At 41.3% G+C, this 21,517-nt stretch carries 21 protein-coding genes; 19 read left to right on the forward strand and 2 right to left on the reverse strand.

The features are described 5' to 3' along the window. The first annotated feature begins 164 nt into the window (after positions 1–164). The 19 genes from B5F91_RS07975 (at position 165) to B5F91_RS08065 (ending at position 20,790) form a co-directional block, all read left to right on the forward strand. Entirely contained in the window at positions 165–1,277 is a 1,113-nt protein-coding gene (locus B5F91_RS07975) for a glycosyltransferase family 4 protein (protein ID WP_087428566.1), read from the forward strand. Positions 1,278–1,294: 17 nt separating this feature from the next. Continuing rightward, a complete protein-coding gene (locus B5F91_RS07980; protein ID WP_087428567.1) occupies positions 1,295–1,864 on the forward strand; it encodes an acetyltransferase in 570 nt (189 codons plus the stop codon). Positions 1,865–1,869: 5 nt separating this feature from the next. Further along, positions 1,870–2,775 (forward strand): glycosyltransferase family 2 protein, encoded by a 906-nt coding sequence (locus B5F91_RS07985; RefSeq protein ID WP_087428568.1) that lies wholly within the window; start codon positions 1,870–1,872, stop codon positions 2,773–2,775. A 4-nt stretch (positions 2,776–2,779) separates the two neighbouring features. Beyond that, complete coding sequence (locus tag B5F91_RS07990) at positions 2,780–3,550, forward strand: glycosyltransferase family 2 protein (RefSeq protein ID WP_087428569.1); 771 nt, start codon at positions 2,780–2,782, stop codon at positions 3,548–3,550. Positions 3,551–3,577: 27 nt separating this feature from the next. After that, positions 3,578–4,825, forward strand: coding sequence for an OmpA family protein (locus B5F91_RS07995; protein WP_158099902.1), 1,248 nt, complete (start codon positions 3,578–3,580; stop codon positions 4,823–4,825). A 5-nt stretch (positions 4,826–4,830) separates the two neighbouring features. Continuing rightward, complete coding sequence (locus B5F91_RS08000; protein ID WP_087428571.1) at positions 4,831–6,036, forward strand: hypothetical protein; 1,206 nt, start codon at positions 4,831–4,833, stop codon at positions 6,034–6,036. A 5-nt stretch (positions 6,037–6,041) separates the two neighbouring features. Next, the gene (locus B5F91_RS08005) at positions 6,042–8,426 is read left to right on the forward strand and encodes a tyrosine-protein kinase (protein WP_087428624.1); all 2,385 of its coding nucleotides are present in this window, start codon (positions 6,042–6,044) and stop codon (positions 8,424–8,426) included. Between the two features lie 28 nt (positions 8,427–8,454). Further along, positions 8,455–8,652 carry a hypothetical protein gene (locus B5F91_RS08010; RefSeq protein WP_087428572.1) on the forward strand — a complete coding sequence of 66 codons (198 nt, stop codon included), beginning with the start codon at positions 8,455–8,457 and terminating at the stop codon, positions 8,650–8,652. 2 nt (positions 8,653–8,654) lie between these two features. Beyond that, a complete protein-coding gene (locus B5F91_RS08015; RefSeq protein ID WP_144025087.1) occupies positions 8,655–10,733 on the forward strand; it encodes a fimbrillin family protein in 2,079 nt (692 codons plus the stop codon). A gap of 38 nt (positions 10,734–10,771) precedes the next feature. Continuing rightward, a complete protein-coding gene (locus B5F91_RS08020; protein WP_087428574.1) occupies positions 10,772–11,653 on the forward strand; it encodes a hypothetical protein in 882 nt (293 codons plus the stop codon). 43 nt (positions 11,654–11,696) lie between these two features. Next, the gene (locus B5F91_RS08025) at positions 11,697–11,963 is read left to right on the forward strand and encodes a PqqD family protein (RefSeq protein WP_087428575.1); all 267 of its coding nucleotides are present in this window, start codon (positions 11,697–11,699) and stop codon (positions 11,961–11,963) included. Further along, the gene (locus B5F91_RS08030) at positions 11,936–13,069 is read left to right on the forward strand and encodes a nucleotidyltransferase family protein (RefSeq protein WP_087428576.1); all 1,134 of its coding nucleotides are present in this window, start codon (positions 11,936–11,938) and stop codon (positions 13,067–13,069) included. The genes B5F91_RS08025 and B5F91_RS08030 overlap by 28 nt, the downstream gene beginning before the upstream one ends. A 44-nt stretch (positions 13,070–13,113) precedes the next feature. Further along, positions 13,114–13,905, forward strand: coding sequence for a polysaccharide biosynthesis/export family protein (locus B5F91_RS08035; protein WP_087428577.1), 792 nt, complete (start codon positions 13,114–13,116; stop codon positions 13,903–13,905). A 257-nt stretch (positions 13,906–14,162) separates the two neighbouring features. Next, positions 14,163–15,293 (forward strand): undecaprenyldiphospho-muramoylpentapeptide beta-N-acetylglucosaminyltransferase, encoded by a 1,131-nt coding sequence (gene murG / locus B5F91_RS08040; RefSeq protein WP_087428578.1) that lies wholly within the window; start codon positions 14,163–14,165, stop codon positions 15,291–15,293. Next, positions 15,283–16,659, forward strand: a complete 1,377-nt coding sequence (locus B5F91_RS08045; protein WP_087428579.1) for a Mur ligase family protein — start codon at positions 15,283–15,285, stop codon at positions 16,657–16,659. The genes murG and B5F91_RS08045 overlap by 11 nt, the downstream gene beginning before the upstream one ends. After that, on the forward strand, positions 16,656–17,393 hold the full coding sequence (locus B5F91_RS08050) for a cell division protein FtsQ (protein WP_162611704.1): 738 nt from the start codon (positions 16,656–16,658) through the stop codon (positions 17,391–17,393). Before B5F91_RS08045 ends, B5F91_RS08050 begins: the two co-directional genes overlap by 4 nt. Positions 17,394–17,396: 3 nt before the next feature. Continuing rightward, positions 17,397–18,965 carry a cell division protein FtsA gene (ftsA, locus tag B5F91_RS08055; protein ID WP_087428580.1) on the forward strand — a complete coding sequence of 523 codons (1,569 nt, stop codon included), beginning with the start codon at positions 17,397–17,399 and terminating at the stop codon, positions 18,963–18,965. Between the two features lie 41 nt (positions 18,966–19,006). Further along, a complete protein-coding gene (ftsZ, locus tag B5F91_RS08060) occupies positions 19,007–20,317 on the forward strand; it encodes a cell division protein FtsZ (protein ID WP_087428581.1) in 1,311 nt (436 codons plus the stop codon). Between the two features lie 23 nt (positions 20,318–20,340). Next, positions 20,341–20,790: a GatB/YqeY domain-containing protein gene (locus B5F91_RS08065; RefSeq protein ID WP_087428582.1), complete on the forward strand. Its 450-nt coding sequence runs from the start codon at positions 20,341–20,343 to the stop codon at positions 20,788–20,790. 228 nt (positions 20,791–21,018) lie between these two features. Here B5F91_RS08065 and B5F91_RS08070 read toward each other — a convergent pair whose 3' ends face one another. Together B5F91_RS08070 and B5F91_RS08075 are read right to left on the reverse strand one after the other, a co-directional pair. Continuing rightward, entirely contained in the window at positions 21,019–21,216 is a 198-nt protein-coding gene (locus B5F91_RS08070) for a hypothetical protein (protein WP_087428583.1), read from the reverse strand. A gap of 6 nt (positions 21,217–21,222) precedes the next feature. After that, complete coding sequence (locus tag B5F91_RS08075) at positions 21,223–21,465, reverse strand: hypothetical protein (RefSeq protein ID WP_239416378.1); 243 nt, start codon at positions 21,463–21,465, stop codon at positions 21,223–21,225. Positions 21,466–21,517: the final 52 nt, after the last annotated feature.

Below are 21,517 nucleotides of genomic sequence, written 5' to 3' on the forward strand. Positions count from 1 at the left end.
ACCATCGATTATGAATTCCTTGCTGAAACCGCAGAAGCTATGGTACAGATTGCATTCATCCAAATCATGCTTAACAGATTTATCGAATGAAATCAAAACAGCTTCTTAAATAATGGAATAATATGTTTGCTTTCAACTGAAAGCATAATTCTTAAATTTAGTTTATGAGAATTGCTATTATTACAAGCCCATTTGGTTCTTTACCTCCCAAAGGCATAGGTGCTGTTGAGAAATTGTGGTATTATTTAGGAAAAGAGTTTTGTCAGAAAGGTAATATTGTTACTTTTTATTCAAAAGATAACGATTCTTATTATGATGATAAGAATTTAGTCATTTGTAAATTGAAAGGTTATCAACGTACTGGTAGCTTAAAAAAAGATATAATTAAAGATTTCTTCTATTCACTGAGGGCTTTGGTTAAGCTAAAAAACTGTGATATCCTGATTTTAAATACTTTTTGGACACCAATATTATGTATCCTTTTTAAGTGGAAATATAAAAAGTGTATATATAATGTAGCTAGATTTCCTAAAGGACAATTTAAATTTTATTGTTTTGTGAATCAATTTTCATGTGTATCTTTAGCGGTTTCTAGAGCTTTAGCGTATGAGTTAGGTAAGAATGACAGAATTGTAATGGTAAATAATCCAGTTGAATTAAAGGATTTTAAATTTACTCCTGAAAAAGAAGGTTGTAAATTTATAATAATGTATCATGGGAGAGTACATCCAGAAAAAGGATTACATTTATTATTTGCCGCTGTTAATGAATTATACAATAAATATTCTAATCTGCAATTAAAAATAGTAGGTGCAACAAATATTGAGGATGGTGGTGGTGGAGAGAAATATGTTGAAAAATTGAAAAATATAGCACCTTTAGTTCCTATTGAATGGATTAATGCTATTAATGATCCTAAAAAGATTGCTTTAGAACTTGCTTCATGTAATTTATATTGTTATCCTTCCATTGCGGATCAAGGGGAGACTTTTGGGGTTGCTCCATTAGAAGCAATGGCTATAGGAAGGACGGTTATTGTATCTAACTTAGAGTGCTTTAAAGATTTTATCGAAGATGGGAAAAGCGGCTTTATATTTGATCATCATTCTAAAAATAGTGTACAAGAACTGAGTTTAATAATTGAGGATTTAATAAATAATTCTCAATTGAGACAGCTGGTAGGAAAAAATGCTAGTGAAAAAGCAAAACAGTTTTCTGTAGAAGCTATAGCCTCTCAATATTTGAATAATTTTAATCAGATATTAAATGTTGATTAATGTAATAATGGCTCGTTATGACAAAATTGTGGTATAAAGCAACTCATCAAAAAGACGCATATACATCTTCTTGGTCAGCAAAGGAGATTGTAAAAATTTATTTGTGGAAAATCGTTTGGTTGTTATTTTATCGCATTACGCCTAAGCATTTTTTTAATCGATGGCGATTATTTTTACTTAAAATGTTTGGAGCACAAATATCTGGGTGTCCCTTTGTCTATTCATCTAGTAAAATTTTTGCGCCTTGGAATCTTGAGATAAAGCATAAAGCTTGTTTAGGACCTCGATCTGAAGTTTATAATTTGGGACCTGTAATTATACACGAAATGGTTACAATCTCTCAAGATTGCTATATATGTAATGGAACTCATGACTTGTCAAAATCGTCTTTGCCTTTAATGATAGGGGTGATAGAAATTAAAAGTTGTGTATTTATTGGAGCAAAAGCGTTAATCTTACCAGGTCTTACAATCGGTGAGTATGCAGTTATTGGAGCTGGTTCCGTGGTAACTAAGAATGTAGAGCCTTGGGTTGTTGTTGGTGGAAATCCTGCAAAGTTTATTAAAAAAAGAATTATTAAGGACTAAATGATATGCTGGATATTTCAGTCATCATCCTTACTTATAATGAGGAGATACATATACGTCGTTGTTTGGATAATGTGCTTCCGTTTGCTAAAGATATTTTCATTATTGATAGCTTTTCTACAGACCATACATTGGAAATTGCACAACATTATTCTCATGTGCATGTTCTACAAAATAAGTGGGAAAATAATTATGCCAAGCAATTTAATTGGGGATTAGAACATGCGCCAATCCATACGCAATGGGTACTTCGTTTGGATGCGGATGAATATTTATTGCCGGAATTGATAGAGGAACTACAAGAGAAACTTCCTTCTTTGCCGGATGACGTATCAGGTATAATATTCAAACGTCGGCATATCTTTATGGATAAGTGGATGAAACGTGGTATTTATCCGGTGAAGCTGTTACGGGTATTCCGTTATGGGAAAGGGATGTGCGAACAGCGGTTGATGGATGAGCATATTCAATTGACAGAAGGACGGGCAGTAGAATTTAATCATGATTTTTGTGATCATAATTTGAATGATTTATCGTGGTTTTGTCATAAGCATGTGAATTATGCAATTCGTGAAGCAGTGGATTTGCTGGATATTGAATTGGATTTGACGGGTGCCGCAGAAACTGATGAAAAGAAACAAATCAGTGGGCAAGCAAAAGCTAAACGGATGATGAAACATCGGTATGCCAAACAACCGTTATTCTGGCGGGCATTCGCTTATTTTTGTTACCGTTATTTTTTCAAATTAGGATTTACTGAAGGAAAAGAAGGTTTCTTGTGGCATTTCCTACAAGGCTGGTGGTATCGTACATTGGTGGATGCAAAAGTCTTTGAGATAAAAAAGGCTTGCGGAAATGATAAGGAGAAGATACGCCGCCATTTGAAAGATAATTACGGCATCGAGTTATAAGAACATGAAAATTTCAATCATTACTGCTACTTATAATAGTGGCGGGACACTTCGTAGTGCACTGGAAAGTGTGCTCAGACAGTCGTACACAGATTTTGAATATCTTGTGATTGACGGAAAGTCGGATGACGATACGTTGGATATTGTCAAAGCATATCAACCGAAATTTGAGGGTAAACTGCATTGTATCAGCGAGCCGGATAAGGGGATTTATGATGCGATGAATAAGGGGATACGGATGGCGACTGGTGAGGTAATCGGGCTACTTAATTCGGATGATTTTTATACTTCGGATGATGTGTTGCAGCAAGTGGCGGATGTGATGAAAAATGGAGAAATGGATGCAGTATATGGCGATGTACATTATGTTGATGGGGATAATTTAGACCGTTGTGTGCGTTATTATTCGTCACGTCCGTTCCGGCGAGGTTGGATGAGGCTGGGATTTATGCCGGCACATCCGTCATTTTATTGTCGGAAAGAAATATATGAACGGTTTGGAATGTTTGATACATCGTATAAAGTAGCAGCGGATTTCGAGAATCTGCTTCGGTTGATTTATGTAAACCGGATTCGGATCCGATATGTTCCCATGGACTTTGTTACTATGCGGACAGGAGGGGCTTCCACTTCAGGGTTGCATAGTCACCGGAGGATTATGGCTGACCATTTGCGTGCCTTGCGGTCCAATAAAGTGTATTCGAATGTATTTTTGTTGTCATTACGTTATCTGTATAAAATAGGAGAAGTAATGTGGAGTAAAAGTAAATTTTAAAAAGCAATCTATTATATGTTTATCGTTATGATGAGAAAAGCAATTTTTATCGGCTTGTTTTTTGTGGCGTTGCCTATGGGGTTAATGGCACAGGAAGCATTGAAAGCTGATACGATTCGGACGGAATTGCAGTCTGAATTTTTAGAGACGGTCGGGGATTCGACCGACTTGGTGGTAGCTGGTGACGGTACTTCCAATTGGTTTATCAGTCTTTCGGGAGGTGTCAATTCGTTGGCTGCGGAAGCGAACCGTGATTATGATAATTTCGTAGACCGTGCTCGGCTTTCGTTCCGGTTGGCAGTAGGAAAATGGTTTACGCCTGTTTGGGGATTCCGGGCACAAATGGGTGTAGGTAAGTTGTCGGGACATTCCCAATTGTTGAATTATTATAATATTTATGATCACCTTGCCGACCATACCACAATGCCGGTTGAAATGTTGCCTTATTTAAGTGAAAAAGACGGCAGAACTTGGTTTCATCGCAAATTTACATATATGGACTGGTCGGTTAATGTGATGACGGATGCTGTGCGCTGGTTTACTAAAGAAAAGAAAGCGGTCAGATTGATTTTGTCTGCCGGTCCGGGATTTGCCCATGCTTTTGCTTCACAAGGACTTTCGGCAAGTAATTCGTTTACATTTAATGGCGGAATCCAATTGAATGTAAATCTGAACGAACGTTGGGATGTCTTTACGGAGTTCCAAGGAACAATCACAGACGAAAGTTTCGATAGTCAAATTGGCGGTCAGCCCAGCAGGCGGAATCGTCCATTGGAAGGATATGGAGGATTGACATTGGGACTTTCTTATAAATTCGGAGGACGTAAATTCACCCGTTATGCAAAAGTTCAGCCGGTGACATACGAATCGGTGCGTTACATGCAACCGGTTACGGTAGTAGAAACTCCGAAAGAGGCTCCCGAAGAGGTCGTTACATCGTTTGCGGTCCGTTTCTTTATCGACCAATATAACATTGAAGAGGACCAGAAATTAAATATAGACCGAATGGCACGTTACCTGAAAAAACATCCCGAAGCACGTTTGGAATTGGTGGGCTATGCTGACAGGGAAACTGCCTATCCGTCATATAATTTAAAACTTAGCCAGCGGCGTGTGAATACGGTTCGCGATTATTTGGTAAACGAGTGCGGAATTGACCCTTCACGCCTGATAATTGACGCACGGGGTGATACGCAACGGGTGTATAATGAAGATTACCGTTGGAATCGTGTAGTAGTGATGAGATTGGTGGAAAACGAGAATAATAAGGAGTAAGCGATATGAAAAAGATAATAGCAGCAATTATAATAGCAATTGGGGGAGGATTTTCAGTCGTACAAGCCCAGACCCAAGAAGTAGACAGAACCGTTAAGGAGGATACCATTTGGGTGGATTACAAGACCAGATATACTTCTTCTTTTTGGGATAATTTTTATGTGGAAGCTGATTTTGCAGGCAGGATGCTGATGGGGGCGGAAGATACGCATTTATCTTTCGGCAGCCGGTTGAAACCGGGATTCGGTATCACTGTGGGGAAATGGTTTCATCCCGATTTCGGTGTGCGGTTGAACTTTGGAGGTGCACGGTTGAAAGGCTGGAACAGCGGACCTACGGGTATTTATGCGTATGACGATGGTTGGGTAGAAGGTTTCGACCCGGTACAGGAATATTGGAAAGGACAAGGTGTAGATACGCAAAACGGATATCGGCAGGACATTAAATATTATGAACTGAATGCGGATTTCTTGTTTGATTTGTATAATGTCTTTACTTCACACAATCGGTTGAACCGGAAATGGACTGCCCAAGGATATGTGGGTGTGGGCATGTTGCGTGCCGCTAAATATCACGGCATGGAAGATAATGTAAAAGTCGGGCTTCGTGTCGGTTTAATCGGAAATTATCATATTACAGACCGCTTGGGGTTGCATTTATCAGTAGGCAGTGAAATAACAGATGCCAATTTTACGGGAGAATTAGGAAAAGGAAACAAGTTCTCTGGAATCTTGAACGGAACAATCGGGTTGAGTTGCCGTATTGGTCGTCAGGGATATAGGGTAGTCCGCCTTGTTCCGCAACGGCAGTTGGCTGCACTGAATAATGCCATTTCCTTAATTCGTACGGAGCAAACGGTGTCAGGAGATACGATTGTGATGAAAGAACGGATGGCTACCGGCAGTCTGTTGATACCTTCGGTGGTATTTTATCCGGGGAAAAACGAATTTAACGAAGAATTGCAGATGGTAAATATTTTCCGCATTGCCCGGTATATGATGCGTTATAAAGATGCGAAGATTGCCATTGTCGGGAATACGGGAGGTACGGATAGCCGTCTGGCACGTCGTAGAGCAGAGAAGGTCCGCGATTTATTGGTGAATAAATATGGCATATTCCCGCAGCGTATGGAAATCCGTACGTATGATGTAAATGCCAAATACGGTGTGACGGGATATGAACAGTCGGTTAACTTTACAGTTATAGAATGATGCGTATGAAAGTGGAGAATCCTTCTAATGGTCCTCGTTGGAATGAGGCGAATAGTGGAGTGACTTTGGGGGATATTTTTCAGATAGTAAAGGCGAAATGGTATTGGTTTGCTCTTTCTATCGGAATATGCTTGGGAATAGCATATATCTATTTGCTTCAAGCACCTAAGGTCTATACTCGCTCGGCTTCGGTGCTGATAAAAGAGGACAGGCGTAGCAGCCGTTCGATGTCGGCATACGGTTTTTCGGATTTGAACAATATGTTGGGTATCCAGCGGAATGTAGATAATGAGGTTATTGTTTTCAAGACTTACCGGCTGATGGAGAAAGTAGCGCGTAGGTTGCATTTGGATGTCAGTTATACGGAGAAACGGGGGCTGCGGACAGTAGAGCTTTACCGGCAGTCGCCTGTGATTCTTTCATTCCCGGATGCAAGTGAAACGCAATCTTTTTCATTGACAGCCATACCGCTTTCGAAAGAGAAAGTACGGCTTTTCGACTTCGTTACAGTAAACGAGGCAGGCGAACCGGTAGAGATTAAGAATCCTCAAGAGGTTGTATTGAATGATACGGTTACTACTCCTGTGGGACGAATTGTTGTACAACCCAGCCTGTATTATACAGACACATATTATAATAAGGAAGTGCATGTACGGAAATCGAACCTGAAAGGAATCGCTACGGGATATCAAAATGCCTTGGTCTCTGAGTTGGTAGCCGAATATGCAACGATTATTAAACTGAGTCTGTCGGATGTATCCGCTTCACGCGCAGAAGATGTGTTGAATACACTGATTGCTGTATACAATGAAGATGCCATTGAGGATAAAAACCGGATTACGGTCAGTACTTCGGAATTTATTGCCGAACGTCTGGTTATTATCGAGCAGGAATTGGGAAGTGTGGATACGGATATCGAGACCTTTAAGCGGGAACATCAATTGACGGATATTACTTCAGAAACAGGCATGTACCTCCAGAATACCAGCCAATACCGCAAAGAGGGATTGAGTCTGGAAAACCAACTTTCGGTAGCACAGTATATCCGTGATTATCTTTCCGACCCGCAAAAGGCACTCGACCTGATACCTGCCAATACGATAACGGATGTGACAGTAGAGCAACAGATTGCCGCTTATAATGAAATGTTGCTGAAACGGGATAACCTGATAAGGAACAGCAGCAATAAGAATCCGGTAGTGATGGATTTGAATAATTCGTTGAGTGCCATGAAGCAGACGATTATCCGGTCTGTCGATAATCTGATTGCAGGTCTGAACATCAGTATCAGAAATGTGCAGGCTCAAGAAGAACAGTTACAGAAACGGATTGCGGCAGTGCCTTCCCAACAGAAATATGTACTTACGGTAGAACGGCAGCAGAAAATCAAGGAAGAGCTTTATCTGTACTTATTGAATAAGCGGGAAGAAAATGCATTGTCTCAAGCCATGACTGAAAGCAATACACGGATACTTGATGCCGCACATGGAAGCAATGCACCGGTTGCTCCTCGTTCACGTTCGGTGATATTGGTGGCTTTTGTATTAGGAGCTTGTATTCCTGGGGGAATTTTATGGCTGTTGTTTACTATGGATACAAAAGTACATACCCGTAAGGATGTGTTAGATGCTACAACTATTCCTTTTTTAGGTGAAGTGCCGATACAGAGCAAGAAGGAAAAAGAAAAACTGGTGGTGCGTAGCGGTAGTCACGATGCGGTATCGGAAGCTTTCCGTATTATCCGTACCAATATGGATTTTATGCGTGTCAAGGATCAGCAGGATATGAAGGTGGTTATCTTTACTTCGTTGAATGCCGGAGCAGGAAAAACATACATATCTTCTAATTTGGCTGTAAGTTTGGTATTGACACAAAAGAAAGTCGTATTGGTTGATTTGGATATCCGTAAAAGTGGTTTCGGCAGACATACTCAACATGGGCAAAAGGGCGTAACCAACTACTTGGCAGATAAAGATTTATCTGTAGATGAAGTAATAACAAAAGACAGTTTAACTGAAGGGTTGGATTTGGTTTATTCGGGACCGATACCTCCCAATCCTGCAGAACTGTTATTGAGCAACAGGCTGGACCAATTGATAGCAGAATTGCGGAAACGGTATGATTATATCATTGTGGATAATGTTCCTGCAGGAATTGTTGCTGATGCATCGATTGTCAATCGTATTGCGGATTTGACCATTTGCATCGTGCGTGCGGGGGCAATGGACCGCCGTCAGTTGCCGGAATTGGAACGCATGTACACGAACGGCATGTTTACCAATATGGCTGTCATTTTAAACTATGTGAATCTTCACCGTGGCAGTTATGGCTATAGTTACGGTTACGGCTATGGTTACGGGAATGAGAACAAGAAGGAGAAAAAACAATAGAGTTATAAACGATTAAATTTTTAGCAATATGAAAAAGGAAATTAAAAACGCCTCAGTTGAGGTAGTGGAAGCTTATGAGGCTCCGAAGTGTGAGGTAATGGAACTTCAGGCAGAAGGTATGCTTTGTATTAGTGGTTGGGACCCTGATGGTGGACATGAAAATTGGGGAGATGAAGATAATGAAGGAGAATATTATAGTGGTGTAAATAGTAGACGTAATAGATGAATATGAAAAAGAGTAATTTGATTATATTAAGCTTTGCTTTCTTAATGGTTTTTGTCTCGTGTACTGAAAAAGTAATCATACAAGAAGGAATTGAAACTGGCGGAGCTAAAGTGTTGACATTTACTGCTTCAAATGCAGAAATGGATAATAATCCGAATTCTCGTACTTTGGTTCGTGAAGGAGGTAATGTATATTGGGTTGCAAATGACCGTATCAGTTTGTTTTCCAATGGAAGTAATAATCCGTTTATAACAAAAGATGGTGGTCTTGTAACTAACTTTAAAGGGGAAGTGTCACAAACGTCTGATATATATTATGCTTTATATCCTTATAATGCAGAAGCTTCAATTTCTGGCAATACTATTACGACAACGCTTTATCATGAACAATATGCGGAGCCTGATAGTTATGCTTCTGGAATGAATATTTCTGTATCTATATCGGGTAATTCAGATGCACAAGATTTGGGATTTAAACACGCAGTATCATATTTAGCAGTGCATATTTCGTCAGAGTATGTAGGTGATGACATCAAATATATGGAATTGAGTGGAAATGCTGATGAAATGTTGGCTGGTGAAGTAACTATTACTATAACAGGTAATGATGAAGTGGCTCGAATAATAGAAGGGAAGGGGCAACCTATTATTTCTTTGAAGCAGATTAATGCAAACAGCATTATGATGCCTGGAAAATCATACTATTTTGTATTTGCCCCTCAAACTTTTTCGCAGGGATATACACTCAAATTATATAATGGAAAAGGAGGAGTTTGTTCAATAAAGCAAGAAGAACCAATTGTATTTGAACGAAATGTTATAGAACATATAACAATAGAAAATGCTACATTTGAGAAAGAAGATAAGTGTGAAGTAAGAGAAGACGGTTATCACGTAAAAAGTTTAGCTTGTTTACAAGAATGGGCTTATTTAGTTGAGAATGGAGATACAGATTTGAATTGTTATATAGAAGCAGATATTGATTTTAATAGTGATGATTTAGAAACTAGCTGGCCTGTAATTGGAACATTGGCGAAGCCTTATACAGGAACAATAAGTGGAGGTGGATTTACGATTAAAAATTTTAAAATAGATGATAGTCGCCAATATGCCGGATTTATTGGGGTATTAGGTGTAAACGGAGCTATAACAAATTTAACGTTTGAGTCTCCTGTTGTTAAAACATCTTACGTTGGAACGGTAGCTAATGTTTCAGATGATGGTTATGCCGGCTCTTTAGTAGGTATGTTGAACAGATCTTCAATGAATAATTACACCAGTGCAGCCATTACGAATTGTCATGTAATAAACCCAACGGTCAGCGGAGGTGAAAATGTCGGCGGTATTGTCGGTAGAAGTTATGGACGCAATGATGCCATTAAGGGATGTACGGTATCTGGAGGAACAATCAAAGGAAAGATGTTTGTTGGTGGTATTGTTGGAAATTCGGAAGGTATTGTAGAAGATTGCCATGTAAAGAATAATACTGAAATCTCTTATGAAAATACACAATCGGAAGCACGTGTAGGTGGTATTGTAGGAACGAATAATTCCGGTGAATTGGTGGCTTGTACGGCTCAGGCGAAAGTTGTTGGAGATGCAAACAATGGCGGTTATGACGCACGTTATGCAGGAGGTGTTACTGGAGCCAATAACGGAACTATGGTGGGTTGTGCCTTTAGCGGAATTGTTACTGGAGATTATAGTGGAGCACTTGCCGGAGAAAGCTATGGCGATATGTATGGATGTTATGCACAGCAGGCTACGGCACAAGCTTTGATTTATAAAGTAAAGAGAAACTTGAATGATGCTTCAGATGTCGTATTCCCTACATTTAAGGCTTGTTATTGGGTCGGTGATGAAGGAGATGTGGTATTCGGAAGCGCTGATGTGGAAGAATATGCAACGATAGTGGATTGTAGCGTTGTGTCTAGGATAGAAAATGTAACGGCAACCATGAACAATGCGCTTACAGAAGTTAATAATAACACTGAGTATGCTTACGGATCTGGTTACCAATACCAAACCAATGAGGGAGAAAATGCAATTGTATTTCCAGTGAAAGCAACGAAACCGCAGTAAGTAGAACTATATAGGGCTATAGATGTGTGAAAGTAAAAATGTGTTACACAGTCGCCCGGCATACATTCAATGTGGAAGTGCCGGGCGATTTGCCAGTAAATGCATTGATGCAGTCTTATCAACCTTTTGCAGAAACAGAGGCGAAAGTGCCTCTGTTTTCTTTGCAAATAGAGGTGTGTAGAAAGCTTCCCTTGGAACAGGCGGGCGGATTGGTACGCCGTTTTGATGATGATGCCGCTTTCATTTGGTTGTATAAGCGTGGTGATAGATATGCTTTTGGTTTTTCCAATCATATAGATGTTCCCATGTCGGTATTGATTGTAGATCCGAATTTCCGTAATGGGAAACTCTTTGTCGGGGAAGCACAAGCCTTATCTTTGTTGGCATTCGGAATAAATAATAGTTTGATGTTGCTGTTTGCACTCAATACTGCCAGGTTGAATACCTTGTTAATTCATGCCTCTGTCATTAGATATCGAGGAAATGGGCTCGTTTTTTTAGGTAAAAGCGGTACAGGGAAAAGTACACATGCACGGCTTTGGTTAGAAAATGTAGAAGATACATCACTACTGAATGATGATAATCCGGTTATTCGGTTGGAAGATGATAATGTTTTTGTTTATGGTTCGCCATGGAGCGGGAAAACTCCATGCTATAAAAATGAACGAATAAAGTTGAAGGCAATTGTCCGTTTGTCGCAAGCGCCAATGAATCGGATAGTGAAATTGAACCGTTTGGAAGCGTATGCTTCGCTGATTTCTTCTTGTTCATGTATGAAATGGGTAAGAAGCATGTCAGACGGTGTATGTGATACGGTAGAAAAGGTTATCGGGCAGTGTGGCTGTTATTTTTTGGAATGCCTTCCGGATAAGCAGGCAGCTTTGTTGGCACTTCATACAGTAGAAACAGTTGAGGTTTGATTGCTGTCATTTTAGTATAATCAGAAAATGATACAGTTATAATATGCGGATAAGGAAAGGTTTTGTTCTTCGGAAGATATGTGGCGAATGGGTCATAGAAGGAGAAGGATTGGAACAAATTGATTTCAATAAACTGGTGATATTGAATACTTCTGCTGCTTATCTTTGGGAACAAGTAGAAGAAAAAGAATTTAGTGTAGAGCAATTGGCGGATTTATTGATAAAAAGATATGGCATTGCACGGGAATTAGCTGTGCGGGATGCTGCTTCCTTGTGTGAGCAATGGGTAAAAGTGGGACTGGTGGAATAGAACGCTTGGAGCAGCAATTTTTTGCTTTGCTTCGTTCTGGATTGTGGAACAAAGCAATTGATGTAACACTTTTTGAGGGAGAGGTCGCATGGCGTAACCTTCTTGAAATGGGGCAAAAACAGACGGTGCTAGGTGTTTTGGCAGACGGTATAGAGAAATTGCCGGTTGCCTATCGTCCACCTCTTTCAGAAATACGTTGGTTGCAGATGCAGGTAGTGGCTATGAAGCGGCATTATGTGCTGTTGAATCATACTTTAAAAGAAATAAGCAAGGATTTGCGGACGGCTGGGATTCATGCAGTTTTATTAAAAGGGCAGGGAGTTGCGCAATATTACCGCTATCCGGAACAGCGCCAGTGTGGGGATATTGATTTATATGTTTCTTCAGAGGAATATGTTCAAGCTTGTAATGTCGTACGGAATTATGGGATTGCAACAGGGGAAGAAAGCGAAAATAGAGCGCATTGCCATTTTAGCCGGAATCAGGTGATAGTGGAAGTGCATCGGTTGGTTACTTATTCGGATGATCCGTTTATGGATTGCAAGTTGCAAGGTATAGTCAATCGGTATTTTCAAAATACATTGTCCTATAAAGTTTTAGCAGAAACAGATATTTGGCTTCCACCGATTAATTTTAATGCGTTTTATCTGTTTTTTCACTTGGTGAAACATTTCATTATGGAAGGTGTAGGATTACGCCAAATTTGTGATTGGGCATTGTTTTTGCATGTTCATCAACGGGAGATAGATAAAAAACAGTTATTGGATGACGTGCGCTCTGTTGGCATGTTAAAGCTTTGGAAGATATTTGGCTGTATAGCTGTTAATTATATTGGCTTGCCTATGGAAGAGTTTCCCGGCTTCCAGTCAGTTGCGGAAAAGAGAGTCAGGCGGGTTATAAACTTAATTTTTTACGTTGGTAATTTTGGACATTATACACCTCAAAACGGGACACGACCAGCGAATTATTATAAAGGGAAATTGTATTCGTTTCATAAAAGATATTGGTGGAAAAGACAGATAATGCCATTATGCCCGATGTTAATCGGACGTTGGACTTTTTTTTCACTATTTCATAGTATAAAAGTAGTGCTTTTGCACCGATGAGAAAATTCTGTTCAAACAAATATAGATTAATGTGTATTAGTGTGATGAAAAAACAAAAAGTATGGTTCTGTTTGGCAATGATATCATTAGTGCTGGTATCTTGCCGTTCGACTAAGAATGTCGTTTATTTACAGGATGTTGATCCCTTGAAACAGCAAGAGATTGAACAAAAATACGAAGTGATTATCCATAAAGACGACTTGTTGGCTATTATGGTTAATAGTAAAGACCCGGAATTGGCTGTTCCGTTCAATATGCCGTTGGTCACTTATGAATTGGGGAAAGAAACAAGCGGACAAAACCGTGTGCTGGGCTATTTGGTTGACTCTAACGGTTATATTGATTTCCCTATTTTAGGACAATTGTATGTGGAGGGATTAACCCGTTTGCAGTTGACAGACCTGATTAAACGGCGTCTGATAGAAGAAGATTTGATAAAAGATCCGATTGTAACAATACAGTTTTTGAATTTTAAGATTTCTGTAATGGGTGAAGTTGCCCGTCCTGGAAGTTTTACGATTTCAGGTGACCGTATTACGTTACTCGAAGCACTGAGTATGGCAGGCGATTTGACGATTTACGGGCGGCGAGACCGTGTGGCGGTTATTCGTGAAAAGGATGGCATACGTACAGTCCTATTCCATGACCTTCGTTCAGCCGAGCTTTTTAATTCACCTTGCTATTATTTGCAACAAAATGATATTGTTTATGTGGAGCCGAACAAAGCAAAGGCTGGACAAAGTAATATCAATCAGAATAATTCTGCCAGCATTTGGTTGTCTGTTATATCTGTTTTAGCAACGGTTGCTTCGTTGATTGTGACATTAACAAATTAGGATGAAGATGATTTTCCGCTATTGTTCTATCTGATGGTTGTAGCCTCTATGTAAGATTGTGTCGCGGTTTCTCTATTCCTGAATTAGCCAACTAATTTGCAATAAGTTAGTTGGCTAATTTGGTATAGATATCTATTGTGGCTAATGCTTCGTAATTATTTCTCTTAATTATTTTAGTGCCAAGTAAAAATATTTTTAGAAACGCATAAACACTTTACGAGTTTATTCCTATTTTTGCAAGAAATTATTAAGCAAGCATGGAAGAAAGTATAAAAGTGATAATCAGCGGAGGAGGAACCGGCGGACATATTTTTCCGGCGATATCCATAGCGAATGCTATCAAGGAGCAGCATCCCGATGCCAAAATCCTGTTTGTAGGTGCTGAGGGAAGGATGGAGATGCAGCGCGTTCCTGCCGCCGGATACGATATAATCGGGTTGCCCGTAGCGGGATTCGACCGGAAAAACCTGTTGAAGAACTTTGGGGTAATCCTCAAACTGATGCGGAGCCAAATCAAGGCTCGCAAAATTATCAAGGACTTCAAGCCCGATGTAGCCGTGGGTGTGGGCGGATATGCCAGCGGACCGACTCTGAAGGTGGCAGGAACGATGGGTATCCCGACCTTGATTCAGGAACAAAACTCGTATGCGGGTGTGACCAACAAGCTTTTGGCAAAGCAGGCGCATAAGATTTGCGTGGCATACGAAGGCATGGAGCGTTTCTTTGATAAAGACAAAATTATCTTGACGGGAAATCCCGTGCGCCAAGGATTGCTGAATCCTGCGGTAAGCCGGGAGGAAGCTATCCGTTCGTTCGGGCTCGACCCGGAGAAGAAAACGGTTCTGATTATCGGCGGAAGCTTAGGGGCACGCACCATCAACAATTGCGTCATGCAAGGGCTGGAGAAAATCAAGCAATCGGGCGTGCAATTCATCTGGCAGACCGGAAAGATATACATCGACGAAGCCCGTGCGGCGGTTGCCCGTGCCGGTGAGATGCCAATGCTTTACGTGACCGATTTCATTTCGGACATGTCGGCGGCCTATTGTGCGGCAGACTTGATAATCAGCCGTGCCGGAGCCGGCTCTATCTCAGAGCTTTGCCTTTTGGCAAAACCCGTGATATTAGTGCCTTCGCCCAATGTAGCCGAAGACCATCAGACGAAAAATGCGTTGGCGTTGGTAAACAAAAAAGCCGCTTTGTATGTAAAAGATGCGGAGGCGGGCGAGAAATTGCTCGATACTGCCATCGGGACGGTGCAACAAGCGGGCACATTGAACGAATTGAGTACAAACATAGCTAAGTTAGCTTTTAAGGACTCGGCGAATATCATTGCGCGCGAGGTGTATAAGCTGGCTATCAAATATCGGAAAGAACATGGACGTTAATACACTGAAAGCGGTTTATTTCATCGGCGCGGGAGGCATCGGCATGAGTGCGTTGGTACGCTATTTCCTTTCGAAGGGGAAAGCGGTGGGGGGCTATGACCGTACGCCCAGCGAGTTGACCGAGAAGTTGAAGGAAGAAGGCGCATGGGTTCATTACGAAGACAATGTGTCGCTCATCCCGTCCCTCTTCTTGGACGCGCAAACCACACTGGTCGTGTACACGCCCGCTATCCCGTCAGACCATTCGGAATTAGCTTATTTCCGCGGGCATGGGTTTGAAATCCAAAAACGTGCTCAGGTATTGGGTATGCTGACACAGACCGAACGGGGCTTGTGTGTGGCAGGGACACACGGGAAGACCACGACTTCGACCATGGCGGCTTATCTGCTGGACCATTCGCACGTGGGATGCAACGCATTTTTAGGCGGTATATCGAAGAACTATGAGACCAACCTTTTGCTTTCGGAGAAGAGTGATTTTGTGGTGATTGAAGCCGATGAGTTCGACCGTTCTTTCCATTGGCTGACCCCGTACGCTTCGGTGATAACCGCTACGGATTCCGACCATTTGGACATCTACGGAGACCATGCTTCCTACTTGGAAAGTTTCCGCAAATACACGTCCCTCATCAAGCCGGGAGGTTACCTCATTATGAAGCAAGGCATCGACCTGCGTCCCGATGTGCAGGAAGGCGTGACCGTTTATACGTATTCGACCGAATCCGGTGATTTTCATGCCGATAACATCCGCATCGGGAACGGGGAAATCTATTTCGATTACGTATCTCCGTTAGGCAATATCAAAGACATCCGGTTGGGTGTTCCCGTATATGTAAACATCGAGAACGGCATTGCCGCTATGGCTTTGGCACAATTAGGCGGGGCTACGGAGGAGGAAATCAAAACCGCCATGCCCGGTTTCAAGGGAGTGGACCGCCGGTTCGACTTTAAACTGAAGAACGAACGGATTGTGTTCTTGAGCGATTATGCCCATCATCCGGCTGAAATCCGCCAAAGTGTCAGTTCCATTCGGATGCTGTATCCGGACAAAAAGATAACCGCCGTGTTCCAACCTCATTTATACACCCGTACCCGCGATTTCTATCAGGAATTTGCGGATAGCTTGTCGCTCTTGGACGAGGTGATTCTTTTGGATATTTATCCGGCACGTGAGAAGCCGATAGAAGGCGTTTCCAGCCGGTTGATATTCGACCATTTGCGTCCCGGAATCGAAAAGAGCTTGTGCCGGAAAGAAGAATTGCTGGACGTATTGCGGAGCAAGAAGTTGGAAGTCCTGATTACGTTAGGGGCAGGAGATATTGATAATTATGTACCACAAATTTGTGAAATATTGAAAGAAAGATGATGAAACGGATTCTGATACTCTGCATTCTTTTGGTGGTTTCAGCCTACTTGGTCGTATCTGCCACCCTGTTCAACCGCGAGCCCGGCAATCAGGTTTGCAAGGGTATAGAACTGACCATAAAAGACAGTATTGACTATGATTTCATCACATTGCAGGGCATCAATCAGATACTGAAACGGAAAGGGCTTTCTCCGAAGGACAAACGCTTGAAAGACATCAACGTGCGCCAAATAGAAGAAGTACTTACGCAACATCCGTTTATTGCTAGGGCGGAATGCTATCAGACATCAGGAGGAGAAATTGCCGTAGACATTTACCAGCGCATTCCCCTTTTGCGTATTATGGGCAATAACGGAGATGAATATTATTTAGACAATACTGGAAAAATCATCGCATCGTTAGGAAAACCAGTGCATGTAGCTGTAGCTACCGGTTTCATTGACCGGAAGTTTGCGCAAGACCAGTTGTATCAGTTGGGTAAGTATTTACAGACGGACGCTTTTTGGAATGCACAAATAGAACAAATTAACGTAACTCCTAAACAAGAGTTGGAATTAGTGCCTAGAGTAGGTAATCATATACTCTTTTTAGGAAAAGCCGAGGATTATAACGAAAAATTCCGTAAATTGCAGACGTTCTACGAAAAAGTGCTGAGCCAAGTAGGATGGAACAAATACGAACGGATCAGCGTAGAATTTAATAACCAGATTATTTGTACAAAAAAAGAGAAGTAAGATATGGCAGTAACAGATTTTATAGCAGCGATCGAACTGGGGTCAAGTAAAATCACAGGCATTGCAGGGAAGAAAAATGCCGATGGAAGCATTCAAATACTTGCATACGCCAGTGAGCATTCTTCAGACTGTATAAAAAAAGGAATTATCTACAATCTGGACAAGACTACCCAATGCCTGACTTCGGTTATCCAACGCCTGGAAGAACAATTGCAAGCATCTATTAAGAAAGTTTATGTGGGGATTGGTGGGCAATCACTCAGGAGCATTCGTAATTGTGAGACAAAGCAATTGAATGAGGAAGTGAAAATTTCACAAGCCTTGATTGATGAGTTGATGAAAAACAATCGTGAAATGGCATTGATAGACCAGGAAATCCTTGCTGTCGAGCCACAAGAATATAAAGTAGGAAATCAACTTACTACAGAACCAGTCGGTATCCCTACAGACCATATTGAAGGGCACTATGTGAATGTTATTGCACGCAATACATTGAAGAATAATATCCGCCAATGTTTCCGTCAAGCCGGATACGAGGTGGCAGACTATTTGCTTTCACCTTTGGTAACGGCTAATGTTGTATTGACTGAAAGTGAGAAACGTTCGGGATGTGCTTTAGTTGATTTCGGGGCTGATACAACTACTGTGTCTGTTTATAAGAACAATATTCTTCGTCACGTTGCGGTAATCCCTTTAGGAAGTAGCAATATTACAAAAGACATAGCCAGTTTCCAGATTGAAGAAGAAGATGCGGAGCAATTAAAGTTGCACTATGCAAGTGCTTATACTGAATCGCTGGAGGAAGAAGATATCAATCAAGAATATGTTCTTGATGGGAAATGTGCTATCCGGGCAAGGAAACTGGAGGATATTGTAGAAGCACGTGTTATTGAAATTTTAGAGAATGCTTGGAATCAAATCAAGCTTTCTGGTTATGGAAGTGAATTACATGCCGGTATTGTCATTACCGGTGGGGCTTCCCGTTTACCAAACTTGTGTAAGGCATTTACCACTATTACTAAAATAGATAAAATTCGCATTGCCCCAATTGGGAATATAGAATTGAAAGACGAGGAACAATATGTTACTCCTAATGGCTCGCAAAATACATTGATAGGATTGCTTGCTGCAGGGAAAGATAATTGCTGTAAAATAGACCCTCACAAAAGTCAGTTGAGTTGGATTCAGCAGCAAGAGGAAGAAAACGAAGCTAAGAAAAAGGCGGAAGATGAGCGCAAGCGGAAAGAGGACGAAATAAAACGTCAAAAAGCGGAGGAAGAACGTAAGAAGCAATTGGAAGAAGAACGTATCCGTCAAGAACAGGAACGTGCCCAAAAACGTTTGCGCGATTGTGATGCATTGATTGTTGAAGCCCAACGTTTGGTAGAACGGAAGAAGTTTAAAGAAGCGTTGAATAAAATAGAAGAAGCACAAGCTATGAATATCGCTCAAAAGCAGGAAGAACTTGCAGCTTTGCGTGAAAAAGTTGTACAACTGAAAAAAGCGAATAATCCGATTACTGTATGGCTTAATAAGCTGAAAGAAGGAGCGGATGACTTTATGAATGAATAAAAAGAGAACAAAATTATTCACCGAACTAAATAAAAGGAACTATGTCTGATGAAACAACAATGCCTTTCGATTTTTCGAATGGCGGAACACCCAGTATTATTAAAGTAATCGGTGTAGGAGGGGGAGGCGGAAACGCAGTCAACCACATGTACAGAGAAGGAATCCACGACGTGACATTCGTCGTATGCAATACAGATAACCAGGCACTTCGGAAATCGCCTGTTCCTGTGAAACTTCAATTAGGACGGGAAGGACTAGGAGCTGGAAATCGTCCCGCACGCGCTAAAGCTGCGGCTGAGGAAAGCATGGAAGACATTGAAAACATGCTGAATGACGGATGTAAAATGGTCTTCATTACGGCTGGAATGGGTGGTGGAACCGGGACTGGAGCCGCTCCGATAATTGCCAAAACAGCTAAGGATATGGGCATCCTGACCGTAGGTATCGTAACGATTCCGTTCCTCTTCGAAGGAAACAAGAAAATCGATCAGGCACTCGATGGTGTAGAAGAAATGAGTAAACACGTAGATGCCTTATTGGTTATTAATAATGAGCGCCTGCGGGATGTATATTCCGACCTTAGCGTTATGAATGCATTTGCCAAAGCTGATGATACATTGTCTGTTGCGGCTAAGAGCATTGCTGAAATTATTACGATTGAAGGCATTATCAACCTCGACTTCAACGATGTGAAAACCGTGTTGAAAGACGGCGGAGTCGCCCTGATGAGTACCGGATACGGAGATGGGGAAGGACGTGTCACCCAAGCCATTAACGATGCCATGCACTCTCCTTTATTGAATAATAACGACATTTTTAACTCGAAGAAGATTCTGTTCAATATCTCGTATAGTACGAATAATGACCTGATGATGGAAGAGATGAATGAGGTACATGAGTTCATGAGTCGTTTCGGAGAAGATGTAGAGACCAAATGGGGGCTTTACATCGACGATAGCTTGGAAGGGAAAGTCAAGTTCACTATCCTTGCTACAGGCTTCGGCATCAAGGACATCCCCGAAATGGACGATGCCCTGACCAAAAAGCATACGGCTGAGGAACTCAAACGCCGGGAAGAAGAAGAGCGCATCCGGCAAGCGAAAGAAAAACGTCGCGATGATATCTACCGTTCCGGATTACAGAACGGGAAGAAAAAAGGCAACTATAAGATTTACATTTTCAAACAAGACGATTTGGATAATGATGATGTAATTAGTATGGTAGATGCCACACCGACCTATAAGCGTTCGAAAACCGTGCTCGAAAGCATTCAGTTGCGCGCGTCTGCCAACGAGTCGCACACCGCCAATACATCGGTGAATGAGAGTGGTTCGACAAAAATCATATTTTAATAACCCTTTAAAACAATACGATTATGGATTTATTTGAACAAATCAGCAACGATATTAAAGAAGCCATGAAGGCAAAAGATAAGGTGAGATTAGAAACCTTGCGCAACGTAAAGAAAGTGTTCCTCGAAGCGAAAACTGCTCCGGGAGCAAACGATACTCTGACCGATGATGCTGCCCTGAAATTGATGCAGAAATTGGTGAAACAAGGAAAAGACTCTGCCGAGAGCTACATTCAGGCAGGACGTCCCGAATTGGCGGAAGCGGAAATGGCGCAAGTGCATGTCATTGAAGCTTATCTTCCCAAACAACTTTCACCTGAGGAACTGGAAGTTAAATTGAAAGATATCATTAGCCGTGTAGGTGCCACTAGCGGTAAAGATATGGGGAAAGTGATGGGAGTAGCCACCAAAGAATTGGCAGGACTTGCTGAAGGTCGTGCAATTTCAGCTAAAGTAAAAGAATTGTTAGGTTAAGACTTCAGATTTTTCATTTTTTGTCATCCTAAACGTTGAAGGATCTCGAATACACAAACTGATGTACACGAGATCCTTCGCTTTACTCCCTTAGAAGACAAAATGAAAGACTGTTTCTATTTTGAAACACCCTCTTTATTATTAATAGTGGTGCCACTAGGAGTTGAATATTTATCCAAGCGGCTGAATATCTTTGATTTATGAATCAGTAAGTAGTATAATTCCCCACTATTGATTCAGTGGATTGTTGCAGCGTTCTGCGACAGATTGCGTGGAGGTTTCCTGTTGCAAGGATACGCTTTTATCCTCAAAGTCGTGCAAGTCTTCGTAGGCATTTTCTCCTTTGATTCTTTCAAGCTCGTCTTGAAAACGTTCCCATGCCATTAAATCCTCGTGCCAACTTTCAAATTCTTCCAAATCGTCCATAATCCTTTATTCTATAATTTGCCAATATCCTTGCTTCCTGCCTCCTATACGTTTCAGTAAGCCAAGCTCTTGAAGGCGGGAAAGATTGTGAATGATACCTCCCATTGTCGCATCAGGAATCTTTTCACATAATTCTTTTCGTGTGGCATTGGGGTGTTCATTCAGATAGACCAATATAGCTTGTTGTTGCTCCGTTAGCTTTTGTATGGTCTTTTGGGTAGTGTTTAACGTAATCTTCCAAATATTCAAACTGAGCCGTTTAAAATCTGTGCCTTTAAACTGCCGCTAAAATAAGGGGTAA

This window comes from Bacteroides sp. An322, from assembly GCF_002161765.1.
GTDB lineage: Bacteria > Bacteroidota > Bacteroidia > Bacteroidales > Bacteroidaceae > Phocaeicola > Phocaeicola merdavium.

What these genes read in the sequence shown, in the direction of transcription:
- B5F91_RS07975 (WP_087428566.1), top strand. Translation starts at nt 165, where the DNA reads ATGAGAATTGCTATTATTACAAGCCCATTTGGTTCTTTACCTCCCAAA.
- B5F91_RS07980 (WP_087428567.1), top strand. Translation starts at nt 1,295, where the DNA reads ATGACAAAATTGTGGTATAAAGCAACTCATCAAAAAGACGCATATACA.
- B5F91_RS07985 (WP_087428568.1), top strand. Translation starts at nt 1,870, where the DNA reads ATGCTGGATATTTCAGTCATCATCCTTACTTATAATGAGGAGATACAT.
- B5F91_RS07990 (WP_087428569.1), top strand. Translation starts at nt 2,780, where the DNA reads ATGAAAATTTCAATCATTACTGCTACTTATAATAGTGGCGGGACACTT.
- B5F91_RS07995 (WP_158099902.1), top strand. Translation starts at nt 3,578, where the DNA reads ATGATGAGAAAAGCAATTTTTATCGGCTTGTTTTTTGTGGCGTTGCCT.
- B5F91_RS08000 (WP_087428571.1), top strand. Translation starts at nt 4,831, where the DNA reads ATGAAAAAGATAATAGCAGCAATTATAATAGCAATTGGGGGAGGATTT.
- B5F91_RS08005 (WP_087428624.1), top strand. Translation starts at nt 6,042, where the DNA reads ATGAAAGTGGAGAATCCTTCTAATGGTCCTCGTTGGAATGAGGCGAAT.
- B5F91_RS08010 (WP_087428572.1), top strand. Translation starts at nt 8,455, where the DNA reads ATGAAAAAGGAAATTAAAAACGCCTCAGTTGAGGTAGTGGAAGCTTAT.
- B5F91_RS08015 (WP_144025087.1), top strand. Translation starts at nt 8,655, where the DNA reads ATGAAAAAGAGTAATTTGATTATATTAAGCTTTGCTTTCTTAATGGTT.
- B5F91_RS08020 (WP_087428574.1), top strand. Translation starts at nt 10,772, where the DNA reads ATGTGTTACACAGTCGCCCGGCATACATTCAATGTGGAAGTGCCGGGC.
- B5F91_RS08025 (WP_087428575.1), top strand. Translation starts at nt 11,697, where the DNA reads ATGCGGATAAGGAAAGGTTTTGTTCTTCGGAAGATATGTGGCGAATGG.
- B5F91_RS08030 (WP_087428576.1), top strand. Translation starts at nt 11,936, where the DNA reads ATGGGTAAAAGTGGGACTGGTGGAATAGAACGCTTGGAGCAGCAATTT.
- B5F91_RS08035 (WP_087428577.1), top strand. Translation starts at nt 13,114, where the DNA reads ATGAAAAAACAAAAAGTATGGTTCTGTTTGGCAATGATATCATTAGTG.
- murG (WP_087428578.1), top strand. Translation starts at nt 14,163, where the DNA reads ATGGAAGAAAGTATAAAAGTGATAATCAGCGGAGGAGGAACCGGCGGA.
- B5F91_RS08045 (WP_087428579.1), top strand. Translation starts at nt 15,283, where the DNA reads ATGGACGTTAATACACTGAAAGCGGTTTATTTCATCGGCGCGGGAGGC.
- B5F91_RS08050 (WP_162611704.1), top strand. Translation starts at nt 16,656, where the DNA reads ATGATGAAACGGATTCTGATACTCTGCATTCTTTTGGTGGTTTCAGCC.
- ftsA (WP_087428580.1), top strand. Translation starts at nt 17,397, where the DNA reads ATGGCAGTAACAGATTTTATAGCAGCGATCGAACTGGGGTCAAGTAAA.
- ftsZ (WP_087428581.1), top strand. Translation starts at nt 19,007, where the DNA reads ATGTCTGATGAAACAACAATGCCTTTCGATTTTTCGAATGGCGGAACA.
- B5F91_RS08065 (WP_087428582.1), top strand. Translation starts at nt 20,341, where the DNA reads ATGGATTTATTTGAACAAATCAGCAACGATATTAAAGAAGCCATGAAG.
- B5F91_RS08070 (WP_087428583.1), bottom strand. Translation starts at nt 21,216, where the DNA reads ATGGACGATTTGGAAGAATTTGAAAGTTGGCACGAGGATTTAATGGCA.